23 protein-coding genes are annotated in these 21,159 nt (G+C 73.3%); 4 read left to right on the top strand and 19 right to left on the bottom strand.

All coding sequences use genetic code 11. The features are described from left to right. Nucleotides 1–6: 6 nt before the first annotated feature. The 14 genes from ACH45N_RS14890 to soxR all read right to left on the bottom strand — a co-directional run bounded on the left by ACH45N_RS14890 (nucleotide 7) and on the right by soxR (nucleotide 11,239). On the bottom strand, nucleotides 7–639 hold the full coding sequence (locus ACH45N_RS14890; RefSeq protein ID WP_397395140.1) for a hypothetical protein: 633 nt from the start codon (nucleotides 637–639) through the stop codon (nucleotides 7–9). Then, nucleotides 636–2,009 (bottom strand): dihydroorotase, encoded by a 1,374-nt coding sequence (locus ACH45N_RS14885; protein ID WP_397395138.1) that lies wholly within the window; start codon nucleotides 2,007–2,009, stop codon nucleotides 636–638. The genes ACH45N_RS14890 and ACH45N_RS14885 overlap by 4 nt, the downstream gene beginning before the upstream one ends. After that, nucleotides 2,006–3,073, bottom strand: coding sequence for an aspartate carbamoyltransferase catalytic subunit (locus tag ACH45N_RS14880; RefSeq protein WP_397395136.1), 1,068 nt, complete (start codon nucleotides 3,071–3,073; stop codon nucleotides 2,006–2,008). The genes ACH45N_RS14885 and ACH45N_RS14880 overlap by 4 nt, the downstream gene beginning before the upstream one ends. After that, the gene (gene pyrR, locus ACH45N_RS14875) at nucleotides 3,070–3,738 is read right to left on the bottom strand and encodes a bifunctional pyr operon transcriptional regulator/uracil phosphoribosyltransferase PyrR (protein WP_397395134.1); all 669 of its coding nucleotides are present in this window, start codon (nucleotides 3,736–3,738) and stop codon (nucleotides 3,070–3,072) included. The genes ACH45N_RS14880 and pyrR overlap by 4 nt, the downstream gene beginning before the upstream one ends. 150 nt (nucleotides 3,739–3,888) lie before the next feature. Continuing rightward, the gene (locus tag ACH45N_RS14870) at nucleotides 3,889–4,419 is read right to left on the bottom strand and encodes an ArsR/SmtB family transcription factor (protein WP_397395132.1); all 531 of its coding nucleotides are present in this window, start codon (nucleotides 4,417–4,419) and stop codon (nucleotides 3,889–3,891) included. After that, a complete protein-coding gene (locus tag ACH45N_RS14865; RefSeq protein WP_397395130.1) occupies nucleotides 4,413–4,886 on the bottom strand; it encodes an SRPBCC domain-containing protein in 474 nt (157 codons plus the stop codon). Before ACH45N_RS14865 ends, ACH45N_RS14870 begins: the two co-directional genes overlap by 7 nt. Before the next feature lie 122 nt (nucleotides 4,887–5,008). Further along, nucleotides 5,009–6,322, bottom strand: a complete 1,314-nt coding sequence (locus ACH45N_RS14860; protein ID WP_397395128.1) for an MFS transporter — start codon at nucleotides 6,320–6,322, stop codon at nucleotides 5,009–5,011. A gap of 73 nt (nucleotides 6,323–6,395) precedes the next feature. Continuing rightward, nucleotides 6,396–6,812, bottom strand: coding sequence for a transcription antitermination factor NusB (gene nusB / locus ACH45N_RS14855; protein ID WP_285104672.1), 417 nt, complete (start codon nucleotides 6,810–6,812; stop codon nucleotides 6,396–6,398). A gap of 176 nt (nucleotides 6,813–6,988) precedes the next feature. Continuing rightward, nucleotides 6,989–7,552 carry an elongation factor P gene (efp, locus tag ACH45N_RS14850; RefSeq protein WP_285104671.1) on the bottom strand — a complete coding sequence of 188 codons (564 nt, stop codon included), beginning with the start codon at nucleotides 7,550–7,552 and terminating at the stop codon, nucleotides 6,989–6,991. Nucleotides 7,553–7,666: 114 nt separating this feature from the next. Continuing rightward, nucleotides 7,667–8,320: a hypothetical protein gene (locus ACH45N_RS14845; protein WP_397395125.1), complete on the bottom strand. Its 654-nt coding sequence runs from the start codon at nucleotides 8,318–8,320 to the stop codon at nucleotides 7,667–7,669. 90 nt (nucleotides 8,321–8,410) lie between these two features. Next, nucleotides 8,411–9,322 carry a hypothetical protein gene (locus ACH45N_RS14840; RefSeq protein ID WP_397395123.1) on the bottom strand — a complete coding sequence of 304 codons (912 nt, stop codon included), beginning with the start codon at nucleotides 9,320–9,322 and terminating at the stop codon, nucleotides 8,411–8,413. 132 nt (nucleotides 9,323–9,454) lie between these two features. Beyond that, nucleotides 9,455–9,913, bottom strand: coding sequence for a type II 3-dehydroquinate dehydratase (locus ACH45N_RS14835; RefSeq protein ID WP_397395121.1), 459 nt, complete (start codon nucleotides 9,911–9,913; stop codon nucleotides 9,455–9,457). Nucleotides 9,914–9,934: 21 nt separating this feature from the next. Continuing rightward, nucleotides 9,935–10,570: a hypothetical protein gene (locus tag ACH45N_RS14830; protein ID WP_397395119.1), complete on the bottom strand. Its 636-nt coding sequence runs from the start codon at nucleotides 10,568–10,570 to the stop codon at nucleotides 9,935–9,937. A 180-nt stretch (nucleotides 10,571–10,750) separates the two neighbouring features. After that, the gene (gene soxR / locus ACH45N_RS14825) at nucleotides 10,751–11,239 is read right to left on the bottom strand and encodes a redox-sensitive transcriptional activator SoxR (protein WP_397395117.1); all 489 of its coding nucleotides are present in this window, start codon (nucleotides 11,237–11,239) and stop codon (nucleotides 10,751–10,753) included. A 135-nt stretch (nucleotides 11,240–11,374) separates the two neighbouring features. Here soxR and ACH45N_RS14820 point away from each other — a divergent pair, with 135 nt between their 5' ends. After that, nucleotides 11,375–12,508: an alcohol dehydrogenase catalytic domain-containing protein gene (locus ACH45N_RS14820; RefSeq protein WP_397395115.1), complete on the top strand. Its 1,134-nt coding sequence runs from the start codon at nucleotides 11,375–11,377 to the stop codon at nucleotides 12,506–12,508. After that, on the top strand, nucleotides 12,505–13,854 hold the full coding sequence (locus ACH45N_RS14815; RefSeq protein WP_397395113.1) for an MFS transporter: 1,350 nt from the start codon (nucleotides 12,505–12,507) through the stop codon (nucleotides 13,852–13,854). Before ACH45N_RS14820 ends, ACH45N_RS14815 begins: the two co-directional genes overlap by 4 nt. Nucleotides 13,855–13,946: 92 nt before the next feature. Here ACH45N_RS14815 and ACH45N_RS14810 read toward each other — a convergent pair whose 3' ends face one another. Further along, entirely contained in the window at nucleotides 13,947–15,155 is a 1,209-nt protein-coding gene (locus ACH45N_RS14810; RefSeq protein ID WP_397395111.1) for a DUF222 domain-containing protein, read from the bottom strand. Next, nucleotides 15,119–15,754 carry a DUF222 domain-containing protein gene (locus ACH45N_RS14805; RefSeq protein WP_397397455.1) on the bottom strand — a complete coding sequence of 212 codons (636 nt, stop codon included), beginning with the start codon at nucleotides 15,752–15,754 and terminating at the stop codon, nucleotides 15,119–15,121. Before ACH45N_RS14805 ends, ACH45N_RS14810 begins: the two co-directional genes overlap by 37 nt. Before the next feature lie 250 nt (nucleotides 15,755–16,004). On the opposite strand from ACH45N_RS14805, the gene ACH45N_RS14800 reads away from it, so the two are divergent. Further along, nucleotides 16,005–16,361, top strand: coding sequence for an iron chaperone (locus ACH45N_RS14800; protein WP_397395109.1), 357 nt, complete (start codon nucleotides 16,005–16,007; stop codon nucleotides 16,359–16,361). 74 nt (nucleotides 16,362–16,435) lie between these two features. Here ACH45N_RS14800 and ACH45N_RS14795 read toward each other — a convergent pair whose 3' ends face one another. Further along, nucleotides 16,436–16,813 (bottom strand): YrdB family protein, encoded by a 378-nt coding sequence (locus ACH45N_RS14795; protein ID WP_397395107.1) that lies wholly within the window; start codon nucleotides 16,811–16,813, stop codon nucleotides 16,436–16,438. A 191-nt stretch (nucleotides 16,814–17,004) separates the two neighbouring features. On the opposite strand from ACH45N_RS14795, the gene ACH45N_RS14790 reads away from it, so the two are divergent. Continuing rightward, nucleotides 17,005–18,216, top strand: a complete 1,212-nt coding sequence (locus ACH45N_RS14790) for a sigma-70 family RNA polymerase sigma factor (protein ID WP_397395105.1) — start codon at nucleotides 17,005–17,007, stop codon at nucleotides 18,214–18,216. Nucleotides 18,217–18,226: 10 nt separating this feature from the next. Here ACH45N_RS14790 and ACH45N_RS14785 read toward each other — a convergent pair whose 3' ends face one another. Both ACH45N_RS14785 and ACH45N_RS14780 read right to left on the bottom strand, forming a co-directional pair. Then, nucleotides 18,227–19,690: an MFS transporter gene (locus tag ACH45N_RS14785; protein ID WP_397395103.1), complete on the bottom strand. Its 1,464-nt coding sequence runs from the start codon at nucleotides 19,688–19,690 to the stop codon at nucleotides 18,227–18,229. Nucleotides 19,691–19,786: 96 nt separating this feature from the next. Next, on the bottom strand, nucleotides 19,787–21,121 hold the full coding sequence (locus ACH45N_RS14780) for an alpha-hydroxy-acid oxidizing protein (RefSeq protein ID WP_397395101.1): 1,335 nt from the start codon (nucleotides 21,119–21,121) through the stop codon (nucleotides 19,787–19,789). Between the last annotated feature and the right edge of the window lie 38 nt (nucleotides 21,122–21,159).

Genomic DNA, 21,159 nt, shown 5'->3' with positions numbered 1-21,159 from the left:
GGATGGTCACCGGGCCTCCTGCTGGTGCGGGTACTGCTGGTGCGGGTACTGCTGTTCGGGGTGCTGCTGGCTCTGCTGGCCGTACGGGGTCTGCTGGGACGCGAGCAGGTGGCGGACGGCGTCCACCAGGCCGCCGCGGTCCTCCGCGCGCCGCGGGCGCAGCCCGGTGTCGACCAGGGCCGCCGGGACGCCGTCGGCCTCCGGGACGGCCCAGGTGAGGACCACGAGCCCGTCCGCGCCGACGTACTTGCCCGCCATGCCCGGGGCGAGCCCCGCGCTGCGGATGGAGCTCACGGGGAGCCACAGGTCGTCGGTGCCGTCACGCTCGATGAGGACGCCGTGCCGGTGCACCGTGACGACCGCGTGCGAGCGGTCGCCCAGGCCGTGCGCGCCGACGCGGGCGAGCCAGTCGCCGTGCAGCGTGGTCGAGACGTAGATCGCCTCCACGGGACCGGAGCGCACGTCGCCGAGAGAGTCTGCGCCCGGAGTCTCGCCCGCCGTGGCACCGGCGGGCGGGGACGGCGGCACCGGCACGACCGTGGTGGTGCGCTGCGCGAGCCGGCGGCGGCCGATGAGCGTCACGTACAGCACGAGGAAGACCGCCAGGGCGGCCAGCAGGACTACGGCCAGGGTCGTCATCGGGCGGCTCCTTCCAGGGCGCCACCGAGCGGGGCACCGTCGACGGGCGCCCCGTCCAGGACCGTCGCGCGGCCCCGGAGGAACGTGGCGACCACGCGGCCGGGGAGCTCCATCCCCTGGAACGGCGTGTTCTCGCTCGCGGTGACCTGGCTGCGGCCGTCGACCGCGCGGGTCGCGGCCGGGTCGACGAGGACCAGGTTGGCGGGCTCGCCGACCGCGATCGGGCGGCCCTGCGTGGCGCTGATCCGGCCGATGCGCGCGGGGTTCTCCGACAGCACGCGAGCGACGTCCGCCCAGGTCAGGCGGCCGGTGTCCACCATGGTCTGCTGCACCACGGACAGCGCCGTCTCCAGGCCCGTCATGCCGAACGCGGCCGAGGACCACTCGCAGTCCTTGTCCTCGACCGGGTGCGGGGCGTGGTCGGTGGCGACGATGTCGATGGTGCCGTCGGCCAGGCCCTCGCGGACCGCCTCGACGTCCTTGGCGGTGCGCAGCGGCGGGTTCACCTTGAACACCGGGTCGTAGTCGCGGGCCAGCTCGTCCGTGAGCACCAGGTGGTGCGGCGTCACCTCGGCGGTGACGTCGATGCCGCGGCCCTTGGCCCAGCGGATGATCTCCACGGAGCCGGCGGTGGACAGGTGGCACACGTGCAGGCGCGAGCCGACGTGCTCGGCCAGCAGCACGTCACGGGCGATGATCGACTCCTCGGCCACGGCGGGCCAGCCCGTCAGGCCGATCTGCGCGGAGACGATCCCCTCGTTCATCTGCGCGCCCTCGGTCAGGCGCGGCTCCTGCGCGTGCTGCGCGACGACGCCGTCGAACGCCTTGACGTACTCCAGCGCGCGCCGCATCAGGACCGGGTCGTGCACGCACTTGCCGTCGTCGGAGAAGACGCGCACGCGGGCGGCGGAGTCGGCCATGGCGCCCAGCTCGGCCAGCTTCTCGCCGCCCAGGCCCACGGTGACCGCGCCCACGGGGTGCACGTCCACCCAGCCGGCCTGCTCCCCCAGCCGGTGCACCTGCTCGACGACGCCCGCGGTGTCCTGCGTCGGCGTCGTGTTGGCCATCGCGTGCACCGCCGTGAAGCCGCCCGCCGCGGCGGCGCGGGTGCCGGAGAACACCGTCTCGGCGTCCTCCCGGCCGGGCTCACGCAGGTGGGTGTGCAGGTCGACGAGGCCGGGCAGGAGCACGTGCCCTGCGCCGTCGTCGCTGCCCCCGCCGCGGATCTCCTGCGCGCCGGCGGGCACCTCGACCGTGCCGGGCGCCCCCAGGGCGGCGATCACGCCGTCCGCCAGCACGACGTCGACCGGGTCCGTGCCGTAGGGACGGACCCCTCGCAGGACATAGGTCTGCGGTCTCGCGGTGCTCACAGGACGTTCCTCTCGTCGGTGCTGGTCTGCGGGGTGCTGGTCTGCGGGGTGCTGGTCTGCGGGGTGCTCGTGCTGTCGTCGCCGGACAGCAGCAGGTACAGGGCGGCCATACGCACGGCGACGCCGTTGGCCACCTGCTCCACGATCACGGAGCGGGGGTGGTCGGCGGCGGCCGCCGAGATCTCCAGGCCGCGGTTCATCGGCCCGGGGTGCATCACGATCGCGTGGTCCGGCAGGACCGCGAGTCGGCGGGCGTCGAACCCGAACTTGCGGCTGTACTCCATCGGGCTCGGGAAGAACGCCCCCGACCCGCCCGACATCCGCTCACGCTGCACCCGCAGCATCATGACCGCATCCGGCTGCCACTGCTCGAGCGTCTCGTCCAGGTGGTACGACACCCGGCACGGCCAGGTCTCCACGCCCACCGGGACGAGCGTGGGCGGCGCGACCAGCGTGACCTCGGCGCCCAGGGTGTGCAGCAGGTAGACGTTGGAGCGCGCGACGCGGGAGTGCAGCACGTCACCGACGATCGCGATGCGCAGGCCCGCCAGGTCCGCGCCGACCGAGGTGTCCGTGCCCTGCTTGCTCCCGGGACCGCCGTGCCCGACGTTGCCCACCAGGTGGCGGCGGATCGTGAACGCGTCCAGCAGCGCCTGCGTGGGGTGCTGGTGCATGCCGTCGCCGGCGTTGAGCACGCCCGCGTCGAGCCAGCCGGCGTGCGCGAGCTGGTGCGCCGCGCCCGACGCCGAGTGGCGCACGACGACGGCGTCCGCCCCCATGGCGTGCAGGGTCAGCGCGGTGTCCTTGAGCGACTCACCCTTGGACACGCTCGACCCCTTGGCCGAGAAGTTGATGACGTCGGCCGACAGGCGCTTGGCCGCCGTCTCGAACGAGATCCGGGTGCGCGTGGAGTCCTCGTAGAACAGGTTCACGACGGTGCGGCCGCGCAGCGTCGGCAGCTTCTTGTTCTCGCGCGACTGGGTCGCGGCCATCTGCGCGGAGGTGTCCAGGAGCAGGATCGCGTCGTCCTTGGACATGTCCTGGGTGGTCAGGAGGTGCTTCATCGGGCGCCCCTCTCGGTGCTCGAAGGGGTCGGCGTCGCCTCGCTGATCACGACGGCGTCCGCCCCGCCGTCGACGTCGGCCAGGCGGACCCGGACGCGCTCGCTGCGCGACGTGGGCAGGTTCTTGCCCACGTAGTCGGCGCGGATCGGGAGCTCACGGTGCCCGCGGTCGACGAGGGCGGCGAGCTGCACCACCCGGGGGCGACCGAGGTCGTTCAGGGCGTCGAGCGCGGCGCGGATGGTGCGCCCGGAGAAGAGGACGTCGTCCACGAGGACGACCACCTTGTCGTCGATCGTGCCGTCGAGGCTGCCCGGCAGCACCGTCTGGCCGACGGCGCGCGTGGGCTGACGACGCAGGTCGTCGCGGTACATGGTCACGTCCAGCGTGCCGTGCTCGCCGCTGAAGGTGGGCTCGATCTGCGCGAGGCGCTCGGCCAGCCGGCGGGCGAGCTGCACGCCGCGCGTCGGGATGCCGAGCAGCAGCAGGTCGGCGGCGCCCTTGTTGCGCTCCACGATCTCGTGGGCGATGCGGGTGAGCGCCCGGGCGATGTCGGCCTCGCCGAGCACCGTCCGCTCGGCGGCGGTGCCGGGGGCTGCGCTCGTCCCCGGGTCAGGGGCGGCGCTCGGGGTATCGCTGGATTCGGGCATGCGGGTGCCAGGGTTCATCTGGCGACCTCCTTCTCCGCCTCACGGGACGGGATTAAAGGGAGTCTGACAGCCACCACCATAACGCGCCGTCCCGGTGCCGGATGCCGACGTCGGCGCCCGCCGGGAGGGGCGTTGCTCACATCCCGGGCACCGACGGCGCACGAGGCGTCAGCCGCGTTCCAGGCGCTCCGCGATACCGGCGATGCGATCCAGCCGCGCCTCCCAGGCGTCCCCGATGCGCTCGAGCCGGCGCCCCAGCGCCGTCAGCTCCGCGCCGAGCGCGCGATACCGGCGCTCGCGCCCGACGACCCAGGACTCGACCAGCCCGGCGGCCTCCAGCACCGCGAGGTGCTTGGCGATCGCCTGCCGCGTCACCGGGAGGCGCGCGGCGAGGAGGGAGGCGGTCAGGCCGGAGACGGGGTCGGCGGGGTGGTCCGCCGAACGCCCCGCTACCCGCTCGCCGGGCTGTTCCCCGGGCTGCTCGCGGGATTGCTCTCCGGATCGCTCTCCAGGCCGCTCGCCGGCCGGCTCCCCGCCCGACAGCGCCTGGAGCACGGCCCAGCGGGTCTCGTCGCCGAGCGCCGCGAACGCGGCGACCGGCGACGGCGCCGGTGCCGATGCCGGTGCCGATGCCGATGCCGGTGCCGATGCTGATCCCGGTGCCGCAGGCGGTGCGGCCGCCGCCCCCGACGTCACCACGACCGCGACTCGACGTACTCGACGAGCTCGTCCAGCTCGACGTCCCAGCCCTCGCGGTTGCCGTCCAGCGCGGACCGCACCGCGTCGTCGGTGTCGCCGGTGAAGCCGGTCTCGTGCACGGTGAGGTACGTACCGGCGCCGTCGGGCTCCAGGGTGAACGTGGCCTCCGTCATGCGCTCGGGCTCGTCCGCCGACTGGCCCCAGCGGTAGGCGAGCACCCGGCCGGCCTCGGACCGGGTGACCTCGAACGCGAACCAGCCGTAGCCCTCGAAGTGCAGCCGGCCGCGGGTGCCGGTGGTGAGCGGTCCGCCGTCGTCGGTCTCGCAGCCGTCGCCGAACCAGCCGGCGACGTGCTCGGGCTCGGAGATCGCCCGCCAGACGGCATCGGGTCCGGCCGCGACCCGGACGGTGCGGGTGACCGACCGCGCGGCGAGGTCGATGCTGGCGCGGGGCTGGGTGGTGGTCATGGCGTCCTCCGGGAAGGCTCGATGGATCGAGGATAGCGCAACCATCTGATTGCACTTCTACGATGCACCCTCACTCCCCAATGCGCAACCCTTCGGTTGCATTACCCGCGTCGCGCCACTGGCTAGTCCCGGAGCACCGCCGCCGCCAGGCCCGCCGCGACCGCGACCAGCGTGAGCACCATCCCCACTGTCCCGGGCCAGCCCGCCAGCGCGAACCCGATCCCCCCGAGCCAGCCGAACAGGCTGGATCCCGCGTAGTAGGCGAGGTTGTAGACGGCGGCGGCCTGGGTCCTGGCCTGGGGCGCCGCGACCGGCGTCCACCCGCTGGCCACGGCGTGCGCGCCGAAGAACCCGGCGGTCAGCACCACCAGCCCGGCCAGCACCAGCGGCAGCCAGGCCGACAGCGTGGCCACCACCCCGAGCGCCATCACCCCGGTCGACACGATCAGCACCCGGCGCCGCCCGTCCCGCAGCACGAGCCGGCCCGTTCGCGCCGACGACCAGGTCCCGGCCAGGTAGGCGAGGAACACGAGGCTCACCAGGCCGGGCGAGAGGTCGAAGGGCGGCGCGGCGAGGCGGAAGCCCAGGTAGTTGTAGACGGCGACGAAGCCGCCCATGAGCAGCAGCCCCTGCGCGTCCAGCACGAGCAGGCGCGGGTTCAGCAGGGCACGGAACCGCCCGAGCCGGCCGCGGGGAGCACCGCGCTCGGGGAAGGCCGGGTCGGGAGCAGGGCTGTCGGGAGCAGGGCTGTCGGGAGTGGGGCTGTCGGGAGTGGGGCTGTCGGGAGCAGGGCTGCCGTGAGCGGCGCCGTCGGGCAGCCCCGCCCCCGCCGCCGTCCACGGCCCCCGGTCCCGTGGCGCGAGCCAGATGAACGCACCCGTGGCGACCAGGCACGCCACCGCGACGGCGCCCACGCCCGCGCGCCAGCCGAACACCTCGGCCACGCCGCCCGACACGATCCGCCCCAGCAGCCCGCCCATCGACGTCCCCGCCACGTACGTCCCGGCGGCGCGCGGGACCGCGGCCGCGGCCCCCGACTCGATCAGCATCTCCGTCAGGTAGGCCATCGCGACGGCGGGCACGCCCGCGACGAACAGCCCCTGCGCGGCGCGCCCGGCGACGAGCAGCTCGAACGACGGCGCGAACGGGACCACGAGCCCGATCGCGGTGGCACCGAGCATCGCGGCGGTCATCGCCCGGACCCGCCCGACACGGTCGGCCACCCACGCCCAGGGCAGCACGCCCACGGCCAGGCCGAGGGTGGCGGCGGAGACGAGGAGCGACGTCGCGGACGCCGACGTCGCGAGCTCACGGGCGGCGTCCGGCAGGACGGACTGTGGCGCGTAGAGCTGGGCGAACGCAGCGGTCCCGGCGCCGAACAGGGCGACGAGCAGACGTCGCTCGTCGAACCGTCCGGCGCCGGGACCGATGCTCACAGTGCTCGCCCGCTCGCGTGCCGGCTCGCGTCCGGGCCTGCGTACTGGCTGGCTTGCCGGCCTGCGGTGCGGGTCACGCCAGCAGCGTCGGCTTCAGGTCCTTGACCCGGCCGAGCAGGCCGTTCACGAAGGCCGGGGAGTCGTCCGTGGAGAGGTCGCCGGCGAGGTCGACCGCCTCGTCCAGCGCGACGGCGTCAGGCACGTCGTCGTTGAAGAGGACCTCCCAGGAGCCGATCCGCAGCAGGGCGCGGTCGACGGCGGGCATCCGGTCGAGGGTCCAGCCCTGTGAGTAGGTCTCCAGCACCTCGTCGATGCGGTCGCGGTGCGCGACCACGCCCTCCACGATGTCGACGGCGTACTGCGGCACGGCCGCCTCGGTGTGCGGCACGGCCACACGGTCAGCGAGGAGCGTCAGCGGGTCGATGCCGCGCTGCTCCGCCTCGAAGAGGATGTCGGCGGCGCGCTTGCGCGCCTTGGTGCGTGCGCCCATGGTCTCTCTCTGTCGCGGAAATCTCTGTCGCAGAAAATCTCTGTCGCCGCGGAAGATCTCTGTCGTCACCGGAGATCTCTGTCGCGGACAGCTCAGCTGGGGAACTCGTGTCACACGGCTCGGCGACGAACCACGACACGAACCGCGGCGGGCCCGGTAGGACCCGCCGCCGGTGATCACTCGGTGACGCGACCGAGGTAGTCGCCCGTGCGGGTGTCGACCTTGACCTTGACGCCCTGCTCGAGGAACAGCGGGACCTGGATCTCGGCGCCCGTCTCGAGCGTCGCCGGCTTGGTGCCACCGGTGGAACGGTCGCCCTGCAGGCCCGGCTCCGTGTAGGTGATCTCCAGCACGACGGACGCCGGCAGCTCGATGTACAGCGGGGTGCCGTCGTTCGAGGCGAGCATGACGCTCATGCCCTCGAGCATGTAGTCCTTCGCGTCGCCGACGGTCGCGGCCGACACGTTGATCTGGTCGTACGTGTCGTTGTCCATGAAGACGAAGTCCTCGCCGTCCATGTACAGGTACTGGAAGTCGCGGCGGTCCACGTTGGCCGTCTCGACCTTGATGCCCGCGTTGAACGTCTTGTCGACGACCTTGCCGGACAGCACGTTCTTCATCTTCGTGCGGACGAACGCTCCACCCTTGCCCGGCTTGACATGCTGGAACTCGATGACGGACCAGAGGTTGCCGTCGATGCGGAGCACGGTGCCGTTCTTGATGTCGTTGGAGGTAGCCACGTTCGTCTTCCTGTGTCGGGTGAGGGGTGTACCCCGGGGCACACCGACGAGAGGCCGGCGGCTGGGGTGATCAAGCGAGGTGTCAAGCAGCAGCGGTCAAGTCTACCGGACCGGTCAGAGGACGAGCGCATTCAGCACGACGAGTCCCAGCAGACCGGTGGCGACCGACCAGATCAACGAGGCGAGCGTACCGACGACGAACCGCTCCGACGCGACAGGCTGGTCGCGCAGCTCCGCATACCGCCCCAGGCCCTTGATCGCGACGACGATCGCGATGCCGTACGGGTAGCCGGCCAGGAGGGAACCCGTGATCGCCAGGCGCTCCAGCACGCCGAGCCACGCGCCGCCCCGGAGGATCGCGACGGCGTCCGGGTGCATCGTGCCGGTGGGCGACTCCTCGCCGGTGTGCCCGCCCTTGACCGACCCGGACCCGCCGTCGGCTCCGGAGCCGGAGCCCTTCTCGGCCTTCTCGGACTTCCCGGCCTTCTCGCCCTCGGCCTCGCCGGTTTCTCCCGCCGCGCCCTCACCGGCTGCAGCGCCCTCACCGGCTGCGCCCCCGGCGCCCTCGCCCTCGCCCGACTCCAGGGCCTGCGGGTACACCGGCGGCTTGTAGCGCGCCCAGGGCAGGTCGCCGCGCCCCGCGCGGCGCAGCACCCAGGGCACCACCCACGAGCCGACGATGACGCTCAGCGCCAACGTGATCAGCCAGGTCGCGACGGCGGCGACCCACTGCAGTCCGTCGAGGTAGTCCAGCATCTCCCAGGTCACGGCGTGACGTTCCCCTCAGCTCGTGGCGCCTCGGCTCTTGCGTCGGCTCTTGTGTCAGTTCTTGCGGCAGGTCTTGCGGCAGGTCTTGCGTCAGCTCTTGGCGCGCTTCTTCGTGGTGCTTCGACCGGCGGGTTGCGCGGAGCCGGCAGGACCGTCGGCGGACCTGCCGGCAGGTCCGGGTCCGGGGACCAGGTCCGGGCCCACCGTGCCGCTGAGCTCGGCGAGCAACCGCACCACCACCGGCCGCACCGCCTCCTCCTCCTGCCAGAGCGCCGCTCGGACCCGCTGGCTCACCGCCTGCTCGCTGATGTGCAAGGACTGGGCGACGATCCTCTGTCGTCCCGGTTTGTCCGCCAGCGAGGCGAGCGTATCGGCGACCTCCCACCCTTGGGGCGTACGGCGCGCGCGAATCGCCGCGAGGAGACGCAGCAGTGCCTCGACCTCGGCGGCGAGGTCCGGCCGGTCGGCGTCGGACTGTGCGGCGCCGGACTGTGCGGCGTCGGACTGTGCGGCGTCGGACTGTGCGGTGGCGGGCTGCGCGGCGCCGAGGTCCGGGGCCGCCGCGTCCGGAACAGACCCGCCCGGGGCAGCCGTCGCGGAGATCGTGGTCCTCAGGTCGGGCGCACCCGGCGGCGGACCCTCCACCGCGACCGACGTGCCCCTGCCGCGCGTCTTGGCCCGCTCGACGGCGTCGCGGGCGCGGTAGAACGCGAAGCCGCGCGCCTCGCGGGACACCGTGGGCAGCGGCCCCTCAACCTGGCCGACGCCGATACCGACGCTCCAGCCCTGGTCCCGCAGCAGGTGCAGGGACAGGTCGACGGCGAGCTCGGCGCCCGCCCGGCCGGACGCCAGGATGCCCTGGACCTCGTCACCCACAGTGCGCTCGAACCCCACGACGACCCCCTCGCGGAAGCGCGTCAGCCGCGCGAGCTCCGCGAGGACCTCGGGAACGCGGTCGGCCGCGTAGGTCGAGCCTCGCTGGTCGACGGTCAGGACGATCATGGCTCAAGCCTAGAGCCTTAACACAAGGTGCTCAAGGTTTAAGACTTGAGGAGCCCAGGTCAAGCCATGAACCTTGAGTTGAGCATTCCGGGCGGGCCGCTTCCGCACCCGCTTCCACACCCACTCCCCCAGTTACTCCTCCAGCCGGGTCGCGATCGCCGAGAGCGCGAGCCGGTAGGAGTCGAACCCGAATCCGGCCACGGTCCCCGTCGCGATCCCGGCGACCACCGAGTAGTGCCGGAACGACTCGCGCGTCGCGGGGTTCGACAGGTGCACCTCGACGAGCAGCAGCCCCGCCGTGGTGACCTGCGCCGCGGCGTCACGCAGCGCGTAGGAGTAGTGCGTGAACGCGGCGGGGTTGAGCACCACGTGGGCGCCGGCGTCCACCGCCTCGTGCAGCCAGCCGACGATCTCGGACTCGTCGTCGGTCTGCCGCACCTCGACCGCCAGCCCGAGCTCGTCGCTCCACTTCGCGGCAGCGACCTCGAGGTCCGCCATCGAGGCGTGCCCGTAGATCTCGGGCTCGCGGACGCCGAGCCGGCCGAGGTTGGGACCGTTGAGCACCAGGACGCTGGGCAGTGCAGAAGCCATGGCCGCGAGCCTAGCGGGCCCTCACACCTTGCCGCTGCCGCCCACGATCCGATGGCCGCCCGTCGCCTCGGAGATCCAGTCGGCGACCTCGGGGCGCAGCTCGTCCCACTCCCAGAAGGTGAAGCCGAGGCAGGCCAGCGCAGCACCCTCGGCCGACCACTTGGTCACCGGGGACGCGGCGCCGCACTCGCGGCACACCAGGTCGGTCGTTCTTTCACCGGGCCCGTTGCCGTCAACGCCCACGTCGTCGCCCTCCCGCCAGGCGGCGGCCGCGTCGTAGAACCAGCCCAGCCCGTCCTCGTCCGAGCACGTGGGCCCGAACTCCTCGGGCGGCCCGAAGAACGACCTGCGGACCGAGCACCGGGGGCAGGTCACCGTGTCGACGCTGCCCTGCCCGCCGTCGTACACCTCGCGACCCACCCCGACCGCCATGCCCCACGGGACCTCCCCGGAGACCGTGCCTGCGCCGGAGCCGGCGAGGGTGTCCGCCCACGCCGGACCCGGCGGGTGCCCGGAGCCGCCCAGCGCCGCGTTCGGGGACAACTCCGGCAACAGCACCCCACGTGTGACGAGCACGTCCACGACGCGTTGCCCCAGGTCGCGGGCCTCGGCCTCGGTCGCGTCCAGGTCGGCGAGCCACTCGAAGTACGTCCCCACGGTCTTCCCTTCGGCTGGTGCTGCTGATGTCCGGCGTGGCGCACGCTACTCCGCGCCACTGACATCTCAGCTCGGTGCACTCGAAAGCAGTGACACGTACCGACCGACACCCGACCGACACCCCGACTGACACGCCCCAACCGACACAGCCCCGCCGGGACCCCTAGACCCCGGGGTCGCTCACGCCCCGTCGGGTTCCAGCCCGTCCACCAGCAGGGTCCGCGGACCGGGCCCGCCCTCGGCCAGGGCGTCGTGCGGGTTGGTCAGCGCGCAGCGGCGCAGCGAGAGGCAGCCGCAGCCGATGCAGTCGGTGAGGTGGTCGCGCAGGCGGGAGAGCTGCTCGATCCGCGCGTCGAGGTCGTCGTGCCAGGCCTGCGAGATGCGGCGCCAGTCCTTCGCGGTGGGCGTGCGGTCCCCCGGCAGGGTGTCGAGCGCCGCGCCGATGTCGGCGAGCGGGATCCCGACCCGCTGGGACACCCGGATGAACGCGACCCGGCGCAGCGTCTCGCGCCGGTAGCGCCGCTGGTTGCCCGACGTCCGCCGGCTCGTGATCAGGCCCTTGCGCTCGTAGAAGTGCAGCGCGGACACCGCGACACCGCTGCGGGCGGCGAGATCGCCGACGGTAAGCTCGTCACGATCCCAGGGAACGGCGGGGTTGGGCGCTTCCATGCGTGGCCTCCAACGACTCACGAGAACTCGGGTACACCGGCCAGGGACACCGACCAGGGGGTCGCGCGCCGGGTTCGCCGGCACATCCCAGGTCGGTGTTGACCTCAACTTTGGTTCAGGTTAAAGGATGAGCGCATGGACGCGATCAGACACCACTCCTTCGGACCGCCCGAGGTCCTCGTGCTCGAGCAGGTCCCGGACCCCGTGCCCGGCCCCGGCGACGTGCTCGTCGACGCCGTCGCGCACGGGGTGCACCTCCTGGACACCAGCCTGCGGCGCGGCGAGGCGGGCCCGCCGCTCCCGCTGCCGAGCCTGCCGACGGTGCCGGGCCGCGAGATCGCCGGTACCGTGGCCGCCGTCGGGCCGGGCGTCGACCCCTCGTGGATCGGTCGTCCCGTGGCCGCACACCTCGGGCCGGTGCCCGACGGCGGTGGGTACGCCCGGCGCGTCGTCGTCGGCGCGGAGAAGCTGCACGCCGTACCCGACGGCGCGGACGGCGCACCGCTCGATCCGGCGGACGCGATCACCATGATCGGCACCGGCCGGATGGCCGTCTATACCCTCGACCTTGCCGCGGTGACGGCGGACGACTCGGTTGTCGTGACCGGCGCCGCGGGTGGGCTCGGCACGCTCTTCGTCCAGGAGGCGCTGCGCGCCGGCGCGCGCGTCGTCGCGCTCGCCGGCGGCACCGAGAAGCTGCAGGTGCTGCGCGACCTGCTGCCGGACGCGGACCGGCTCGCCCTGGTCGACTACTCCGTCCCCGACTGGCCCGACGCGGCGCGCGCCGCGCTCGGCGACTCCCCCGCCACCCTCGTGCTCGACGGCGTGGGCGGCGAGCTCGGCACGGCGGCCACGGGTCTGCTGCGCGGGGCGGACGGCGACTCGGGCGGCGGACCGGACAGCGGTGCGGGCGACGGCAGCGCGAGCGGTAGTTCGGGCAGCATGTCGGGCAGCAGCTCGGGCGCAGGCTTGGGTGACGGCGCCGCGCCGGGCCGGCTCGTCGCGTACGGCTGGGCGTCGGGGACGGCCAACCGGTACACCTCGTGGGCCGAGGCCGACCGGATCGAGTCGCCGGTCGAGGTGCGCTACGCCGTCGGGCCCGAGGCTCCGCCGATGGGCGACCAGCGGCCGTACCAGGAGCGGGCGCTGGCGAACGCGGCGTCGGGCCGCTGGCGGGTGGCGACGCACCGCGTGCCGTTCGCGGAGGCCGCCCGCGCCCACCGCGAGCTCGAGGAGCGCCGCACCACCGGCAAGGTGGTGCTGGTGTGACCGCGGCGGTCTCCACCGCGCGGACGGTCGCGGCGCCGGGCACCCTGAGCCCCGGTGCGCAGCGCCTGGTGCTGATCGGGATGGTTGCGCTCTGCTCGCTCGGGGCGTTCGAGGCCCTCGCCGTGGCGACGGCGATGCCCACCATCGCCGTCGACCTGGACGGGCTGCGGCACTACACGTTCGCCTTCGCGGTGGTCTTCGCCACCAGCGTGGTGGGCATGCTCACGGCGGGACGCTGGTGTGACCGCACCGGTCCGGCGCCGGCGATGTGGACCGGCGTGGCACTCTTCGTGATCGGCCTGGTGGTCGCGGGGACCGCCACCGGGATGGGCGCGCTGATCGCCGGACGCGCGGTCCAGGGCGTCGGCAGCGGGCTCTTCGGCGTCGCGCTGTACGTGCTGGTGGCACGCGTCTTCGTGGCGGAACGACGTCCGGCCGTCTTCTCGGCGTTCGCCGCCGCGTGGGTCGTACCCGCGATCGTGGGCCCGGGGCTGGCGGGGCTCGTCGTCGACCACCTCGGCTGGCGCTGGGTCTTCCTCGGCGCGGCGGCCCTCACCGTCCCGGCTGCGATCCTGATGCGCCCCGGGCTGACGGCGGCGCAGGGCGCGGGTCGGGGGTCCGACGACGAGCGTGCGCCGGACCACGGCGGCGTCGCCGAGGCTCCCGCCGGCGCCGGCCCGTCCTCCGACGTCGGGCACGCCGATCGACCGCTGCGGCACGTGCTGCGCCTGGCCCTGTCCGTCCTGCGTGCCGGACGCGGGCTGCCCGCCGTCGTGTCGGTGCGGGCACTGGTGTCGGCGGCGTTCACGGGTGCCGAGGTGCTGCTGCCGCTCCTCCTGGTGCACGAGCGGCACCTGAGCCCCGGCGGCGCCGGGCTGATCCTGACGGTCGGGGCGCTGGGCTGGTCCGCGGCGTCGTGGGTGCGCGGGCGCAACCTGCTGCGCCTCAGCCACGCCGGGTACGTGCGGCTGGGCGGCGGCCTGCTCGCCCTCGGGATGGTCGGCGCGGCGATGCTCGTGCTCCCGGACGTGCCGGCCGGGGTCGGCATGGCGTTCTGGGTGCTCTCGGGCAGCGGGATGGGTCTGGTGTACCCGACGCTGTCGGTCCTCACGCTGGAGCTGGCGCCGCCGCACGAGCAGGGCTCGGCGTCGTCCGCCCTGCAGGTGGCCGACGCCGTCGCGGCCGCCGTCGCGTCGTCCGCGACCGGCGCCCTGCTCTGGACCCTGTACGACGTCGCCGGGCTGCCCGCCTACGCCGTCGTGCTGGGGCTCACGGGGCTGCTGGCGGCGGCCGCGCTCGCGCTCGCGGGCAGGACCCGCGTCGCAGTTCCGCAGGCCGTGCCGTGAATCGGCAGCGGCGCGCTCCTGGCCCGCGGCGCCGGTGATCGAGCCACGGCCGCTGGTGGTGACAGCGGCCGTGGCCGTGGAGGTCGTGGGCATCATGCGGCGGTGGCTGGTGGCGTGGCGGTGGCTGGTGGTGCGGCGGGTGGGTCGATGGGTTCGGGGACTCGGATGCGGTGACCCCGCGGATCAGTGAAGACCCACCCCGTCTCGACCAGCGCACCCGCGGCGTTCCCGGGGGTGGGCTTGCCCGCCCAGGACATGGTGATCCCGCGGGCGTCGACGAGCTGGTGGTGGAACCAGCACAACAATGCACTGTTGGCTACCGACGTGCCACCACCCTGGGCCCAGTGCGTCACCGCATGATGAACCTCGCACCGCGACGGCGGCTGATCACACCCCGGGAACACACAATGCCCATCCCGAGCGATCACCCCACGCCGCATCTGCCCCGACACCGTCCGCTGCGCACGACCGACGTCCAGCACCGCGCCGTCCGCACCGAACACCACCCGGGTGACCGCACTGTCACACGCCAACCGGCGCAACAAGCCCCGCGGGATCCGACCACCGGACTCCGTGAACACCCCACCACCTGCACCCAACAGGCCAGGACCAGGACCCGCACCGGGCCCAGCACCCACGCTGGTGAGGTCGCCGGGCGGTCCCGATGCACCAGCACCACCGACACCACCACCACCCGACACACCACCACCCGGCACACCAGAACCCGGCACGCCGGTGCTCGACGCTCCCGGGCGCGACCCGCCCAACCCCGCCACGACCACGTTCGATCCACCCACCGTTGCTGCGCCCGACCGGCCCGGGACGGCCTGCCCGCAGGTCAGGCACAACCCCGCACGCGTACGAGTGACCTGAGCGACCAGCTCCGACCACGACACTGTCACGTTCAGATGCGGCGCGATCGCCGCGCCCGGAGACACAGCGTTCATGTCCAGGGTCAGACGGGCCAGGTCCGCCAGACCCTGCGCACGACGCTGCCCTGGGGTGCGGTCGTCCCCCGCGGCCGGGGCACCGACCAGCGCCGTGACCGCCGCCGTCAGCAGCAGACCGTGCTCATCGGTCAAGAACCCCGCGACATGAAACCCACCCAACGTCTTGGACACGTCCAAGAACTCACCCCGGGCCGCCTTGTCATCGTCGACGTCGTCCGTGTCCGGGTCCGTCACCGTCGCGAACCGGCGCGCCACCACCCGGAACTGATCCGCGTTCAACACCGGCGCCTCACGCAGCACCAGGGCCTCCCCCGTCACCAGGGTCCCCGCGGCGATCGCCTCAGCCAGCACCTGCGTGAACCGGTCGCGGTGTGGGTACCGTCAGGGTCGTCAGCCGGGTCCGGCAGATCCACAGCGACCATGTCCACGAACACCTCCGGCGTCGTCACCTCCCCCGTGCGGGTCTCGACCAACCACGCCAACGCGTCCTGCCGGGTCCGGCTCGTCGGCGCGACCTCCGCCATCACCCGCGCATGGTCCACACCCAGAGTGCCCGCGACCAGACGCTCACGCGTCCCCGGGAGAGCCTGCGCCAACCGACGCGCCGTCGTCACATCCTTCCGCGCCGTAGACGCCGAGACACCCTCGCGCAACCGCAACCACGACGCGAACGTGCGCGACATGCCACCGCTACGCCAGGAACCGTCGTCCTCGATCCGCGGCAACACCGTGAACCGCACACCCTCCAGGCGAGCGGTCACCTTACGGATCCTCGTATGGGCCTGCATCAACCGGGTGATCGTCGGAGCGCCCCAACCCTCCAGGACCTCCGGAGCGACCAGACCCGCCAGCTCCCCCACCGCGGCCTCGATCCGGTCCAACACCTGCTCCAACGACGCCACGCCACCCGCACCCGCTAAGGGCGCACCCTCAAAGCCCGTTCCCTCCATCGAGTCCACCGATGCCACCCCCTGCCCTCGTTGTCCGCCTGACACCATTATCTCGAACATTTATACGCACCGCGAGGTGCACTTGTAATCTGTGGATAACTCTTCATCAAGCCCGGCGCGGCATACGCTGGCCCGAGAGCCACGCTGCAGAGGCTCGTCACCACTCAGCAGAAGGGACCGGACCCGGTGAGAACAAACTCAGGATCCGCTTGCCCCCGCGGAACCCGCCCGACCTCGCGAGGCTGTGCTCATGGGTGAGTTCACCGAGTACATCGCCGGCCTCGACGGGCCGGCCAAGGACGCCGTCGAGCACGTGCGGGCGCGGGCGCTGGAGCTCGTGCCGGACGCCGAGGAGGGCATGAGCTACGGCATGGCCGCCCTGCGCTACCGGGGCAGCCCGCTGGTCTCGGCGCGTGCCACCGCGAAGCACATCGGGCTGCACCCATTCAGCCCGCCCGCGATCGACGCGCTCGCGCCCGACCTGACCGACTTCTCGACGTCGAAGGGCACCGTGCGGTTCACACCGGACCAGCCGCTGCCGGACGACGTCCTGGACCGCCTCGTGCTGTTCCGCCGCGACGAGATCGACGCCATGCGGTCACGCTGAGCGGTCGCGTCGAGCCGTCACGTCGCGCCGCCGCCCCCTCCGGGGGTCGCACTCAGCGCCCCGGCGCCCACGCCTCAGCTGGCCCGGCGCGGCCCGGGGTCGCGCTCGGGCTCCAGCACGCTGCGCTGGTTGCGGGTCAGCCACAGCACCAACCGGTCGACCGCCCACACGGCCGCGAGCGCCACGCCGGCGGAGGAGGCTCCCGCGCGCCAGCACAGGTACCCGACGCCGCCGAAGAGGGCCGCCTCCAGGACGACCTGTGCCCATGCCGGGATAGACACGGGTGCCTTCGGCGAGAGGAATGACGCCCAGAGGGCGATCACGACGGCCGGCGCGAGGAGGACGGCGGCGACGCGCCATGCGCCGTCGGCGAGGTTCCAGGCGGCGTAGCCCGCGCCCGCGGCGAGTGCGAGCTCGAGCAGGAAGCGCACGACAAGCGCAGTTGTTCTCACGCGCGCCAGCGTACGCACCCTGTGACCAGGGCTCACGCGTCGTCCCGACGTCTGCCCTGTCCCCGTCCCCGTCCCTGCTCCTGCCCCTGTTGTCCCCGTCGCGGCTCCTACTCCTGCCCCTGTCCGGCGCGGAGGTGTCACGTCTGCCGCCCCCGTACCGTCAGAGGGGTATGACGCGAGAGCATGTCCGCATGACCGAGCCCCCGACCTCGCCGTCCGCCGCGACAACCGGCACGACGCCGCCCGACACCGCGTCCGACACCGCTCCAGGGACCGGCACCTACCTGGACGACGCCGCGCTCGGCCGGCTGCGGCCGCTCTCGTTCGCCGTCGCCTACCGGATGCTGGGCAGCGTGGCCGAGGCCGAGGACGTGGTGCAGGAGGCGCTGACGCGCGTCGCGCAGGCGCCCGACGTGCGCAACCCCGACGCCTTCGTCACCACGGTGACCACGCGCATAGCCATCGACGTGCTGCGTTCGGCGCGGGTGCGGCGGGAGCAGTACGTGGGCGAGTGGCTCCCGGAGCCGCTGGTCGGTCCTGTCCCGTCGCTACCGGTTGCGATGGCGACGCCGGCGCCCGACGTCGCGCGGCACGCCGAGCTCGCCGACGACCTCTCCACCGCGTTCCTGGTGCTGCTGGAGACCCTCACGCCGTCCGAGCGCGCGGCGTTCCTGCTGCACGACGTGCTCGGCTTTCCGCACAGCGAGGCCGCCGACGTGATCGGCACCAGCGAGGTGGCCGCGCGGCAGCTCGCCTCACGCGCCCGACGGCGGATCGCGCGGCGCGTGGGGCCGCAGTCCGCAGCACCGCCGGCGGGGACACGACAGTCCGAAGCAGAGCACCCCGGAGCGCCCCAGCACCCGGACCAGGACGCGCCCGCACCCCACGCCCCGAATCCCGGGCGGCGTACCGCGAGCGACCGGGCCCGCGCCGAGGAGCTCGTGTCCCGGTTCCTCGCCGCGTGCGAGGAGGGTGCGGTGGACTCGTTCCTGGAGCTCCTGGCCGAGGACGTGGTGCTCACGGGTGACGGCGGCGGGAACGTGCCCCAGGGCATGTCGATCGCCCGGCCGGTCGCGGGCCGTGTCACGGTCGCCCGGATGCTCGCGGCCTTCATCGGCCGGGGCGCGCCGCTCCACTTCGAGCGCGCGCTCGTGGGCGGCGAGCCCGGTCTGCTCATCGTGGCGGACGACGTCGTGGGCGGCGGCCTCATCGGTACCTGGTCGTTCGAGGTCTCGGGCGGCCTGCTCGTCGGTATCCGCGGCGTGATCAACCCGGACAAGCTCGGGCACCTGGGGCAGCTCGCGGATCTCGACCGGCTCCAGGCCGCCCTGAAGAGCGCGCTGGCCGCCCGGACGGCGGCCCGTCAGGCTGCTGCCCGACAGGCCGCCGACCACATCAGCTAGACCCCACCCGCTAGACCACGCCCGTCGGGTCCGGCGCCGCGCCCGGCGTCGGCTCGCCGGTAGTCCCGGCGTCGGCCACCGGTGCCTCCTGCACGAACCACATCAGCACGAGCCCGACGAGCACCACGGCGATGATCCCGAGGGTGCCCCAGATGGTCGCGCCCGTGACGGCGATGATGACGGTCCACAGGCCGTGCGACATCCACGACGTCGCACGGCCCGTGGTGGCGTAGAGGCCGAAGATCTCGGACTCCTTGCCGGCGGGCGTCACGCGGGCGAGGTAGGACCTGGACGCGGCCTGCGCCGGTCCGACGCACGCGGACAGCAGGAGGCCGCCCACCCAGTACACGATCGGGCCGAGGTCGCGCAGGAACACGACGCCGAGGCCGGCGACGACGATCACGCTCAGGGTGGCGAGGATGACGGAGCGGGGGCCGAAGCGGTCGTCGGCCCGGCCGACCAGGATGGTGCTGGCGCCGGCCACGAGGTTCGCGGCGATGCCGAAGATGATGACCTGGTCCGTGGTGAACCCGAAGCTCGCCTTGCCGATGATCGCCCCGTAGGCGAAGACGCCGGCCAGCCCGTCGCGGAAGACCGCGCTCGCCAGCAGGAACCAGAACGTGCGCCGCGACGTGCGCCACAGGCCCTGGATGTCCCGGAAGAGCACCACGTAGCTGGCGAAGAAGCCGACCTTCGGCCGCCCGCTCGACGGCGGCATCTCGGGGACGAACGCGAAGATCGGCCACACGAACGCCAGGGCCCAGATCGCGCAGAACACCGCGATGATGCGGTAGGCGAGGCCGTTGTCGGTGGGCATGCCCCACCACGACGAGAGGTTGGCGACGACCACGAGAGCCAGGACCAGGATCCCGCCGACGTAGCCGAGGCCCCAGCCGAGCCCGGACACCCTGCCGACGGTCTTGGGCGTGGCGACCGAGACCATCAGGGCGTTGTAGTTCACCCCGGCGATCTCACTGAGCACGCTGCCCAGCGCGATCATGATCGCGCCGAACACGAAGTAGGCCGGGTCCTCCTCGACGAACCACAGCGCGAGCATGCACAGCACCAGGGCGGCGGTGGCCCCGCCGAGCCAGGCCTTGCGGCGGCCGGAGACGTCCGCGCGCTGGCCCAGCACCGGGGCGAGGAGGAGGATCGCGAGTCCGGCGATGAAGTTCCACAGCCCCAGGCCGGCGGTCAGGTCCGCGATCCCGCGCACGAAGGCCGGGTCGTCCTCGCCCAGCGCGGCGACCGACGGGTCGAGGAACGACTCCGTGGTCAGGTACAGGGCGGTGAACACGAACGTGAGGATGACCGTGTTGAACGGCTGGGTGCCCCAGTCCCACAGCGCCCAGGAGAACACCCGGCGTCGCGGGATCCGCACACCTTCCTGCAGCTCCAGGCCCATCCTCGGGGGCGTCGGTGTCTCGCTCGCCGAGGAAGGCTGCGCGTCGGGTCCGGGTACGGCGTCGGTCATGGCCGCAGTCTGCCCGGGTCGCATGAATCGTGGGTGCTGGAGCGGTCACGATCTCATACCGACGCACGGGTCGGACGCGCCGGTCAGACGTAGGGGTCAGAGCGCCAGGTTGTGCCGGCCGATCTGCTCCGTCCCCGAGACACCCGCGAGCGCCATCGTGAGGTCGAGCTCGGCCAGGACGTGCTCCGCGACGGCGCGGACGCCGTCGGCCCCGGCGAGCGCGAGGCCGTAGACCCAGGGGCGGCCCAGGAGGACGGCGTCGGCGCCGAGGGCGAGCGCGGTGAAGACGTCGGCTCCGGTGCGGACGCCGGAGTCGAAGAGCACGGGGACAGAGTCGGGGACGGCGTCGACCACGGGCCCGAGGGCGTCGATCGAGGCGACCGCGTTGTCGATCTGCCGGCCGCCGTGGTTGGACACGACGATGCCGTCGACGCCGTGGTCGAGGGCGGCGCGGGCGTCGTCGGGGTGCTGGATGCCCTTGACGAGGATCGGGAGGGTGGTGCGCGCGCGCAGCCAGGCGAGGTCGGCCCAGGTGAGGGTCGAGCGGGAGAACACGTCCAGGAAGGTCTCCACGGCCGCGCGGGCGTGGGGCTGGGTGAGGTTGCGCAGGGTGGGGCCCGGGTGGTGGCGCGCCATGGACAGCAGCGAGCGGACGGCGGCGGCCGTGGGCCGGTTGGACGGCGCAGATCCCGACGCCGCCGCCTCAGAGGACGCCGCCGCGACCCGCGCCTCGACGAGGCCGCGGAACACGGGGTCGCTCAGGTACTGGGCGATGCCCTCGGCGCGGGCGAACGGGAGGTAGCCCAGGTCGAGGTCCGCGGTGCGCCACCCGAGCACGTGGGTGTCCAGGGTGACGACGATCGCCTCGCAGCCGCCGGCCTCGGCACGGGAGACGAAGGACTCGACCAGGGCGTCGTCGGACGACCAGTAGAGCTGGAACCAACGTGGGCTGTCGCCGAGGGCGGCAGCCGTGTCCTCCATGGGGGTGGACGCCTGGGACGAGATGACGACGGGCAGGCCGAGGTCGCGGGCGGCGCGGGCCAGGGCGGGCTCGGCGTTGCGCGGCGCGGCGGCCCGGCCGCCGCGCTGGTGCTGCACGGCGAGCTCCAGCGCACCGACCGGCCCGAAGAGCACGGGGGCGGGCAGCTCGCGGCCCAGCAGGGTCGTGGCGAGCGACCGTTCGCCGACGTCGACCAGCTGGCGCGGCACGATCGGGTACCTGCCGAACGCCTCCCGGTTGGCGGCGACGGTGCGCTGCGCGCCGGCGCCGCCGGCCACGTAGGACCAGCCGGTGCGGGTCATGCGGCGGCGGGCGGCGGCGGCGAGCGCGTCGGGGTCGGTGGGCACCGTGGGCCGGCGGCCGTAGACGCCGTCGCGGTAGATCGCCGACTGCACCGTCCGGCCGATGTTGATCCCGCCATCAAGAGGCATGTCGGACATCCTGCCATCTCGTCATCGGCAGGTCGGTG

It is taken from the genome of Promicromonospora sp. NPDC019610 (genome assembly GCF_044389365.1).
Lineage (GTDB): Bacteria > Actinomycetota > Actinomycetes > Actinomycetales > Cellulomonadaceae > Promicromonospora.
Note: the sequence above shows the minus strand (reverse complement) of the source record. Positions and strands in the feature narration are given on the sequence as shown.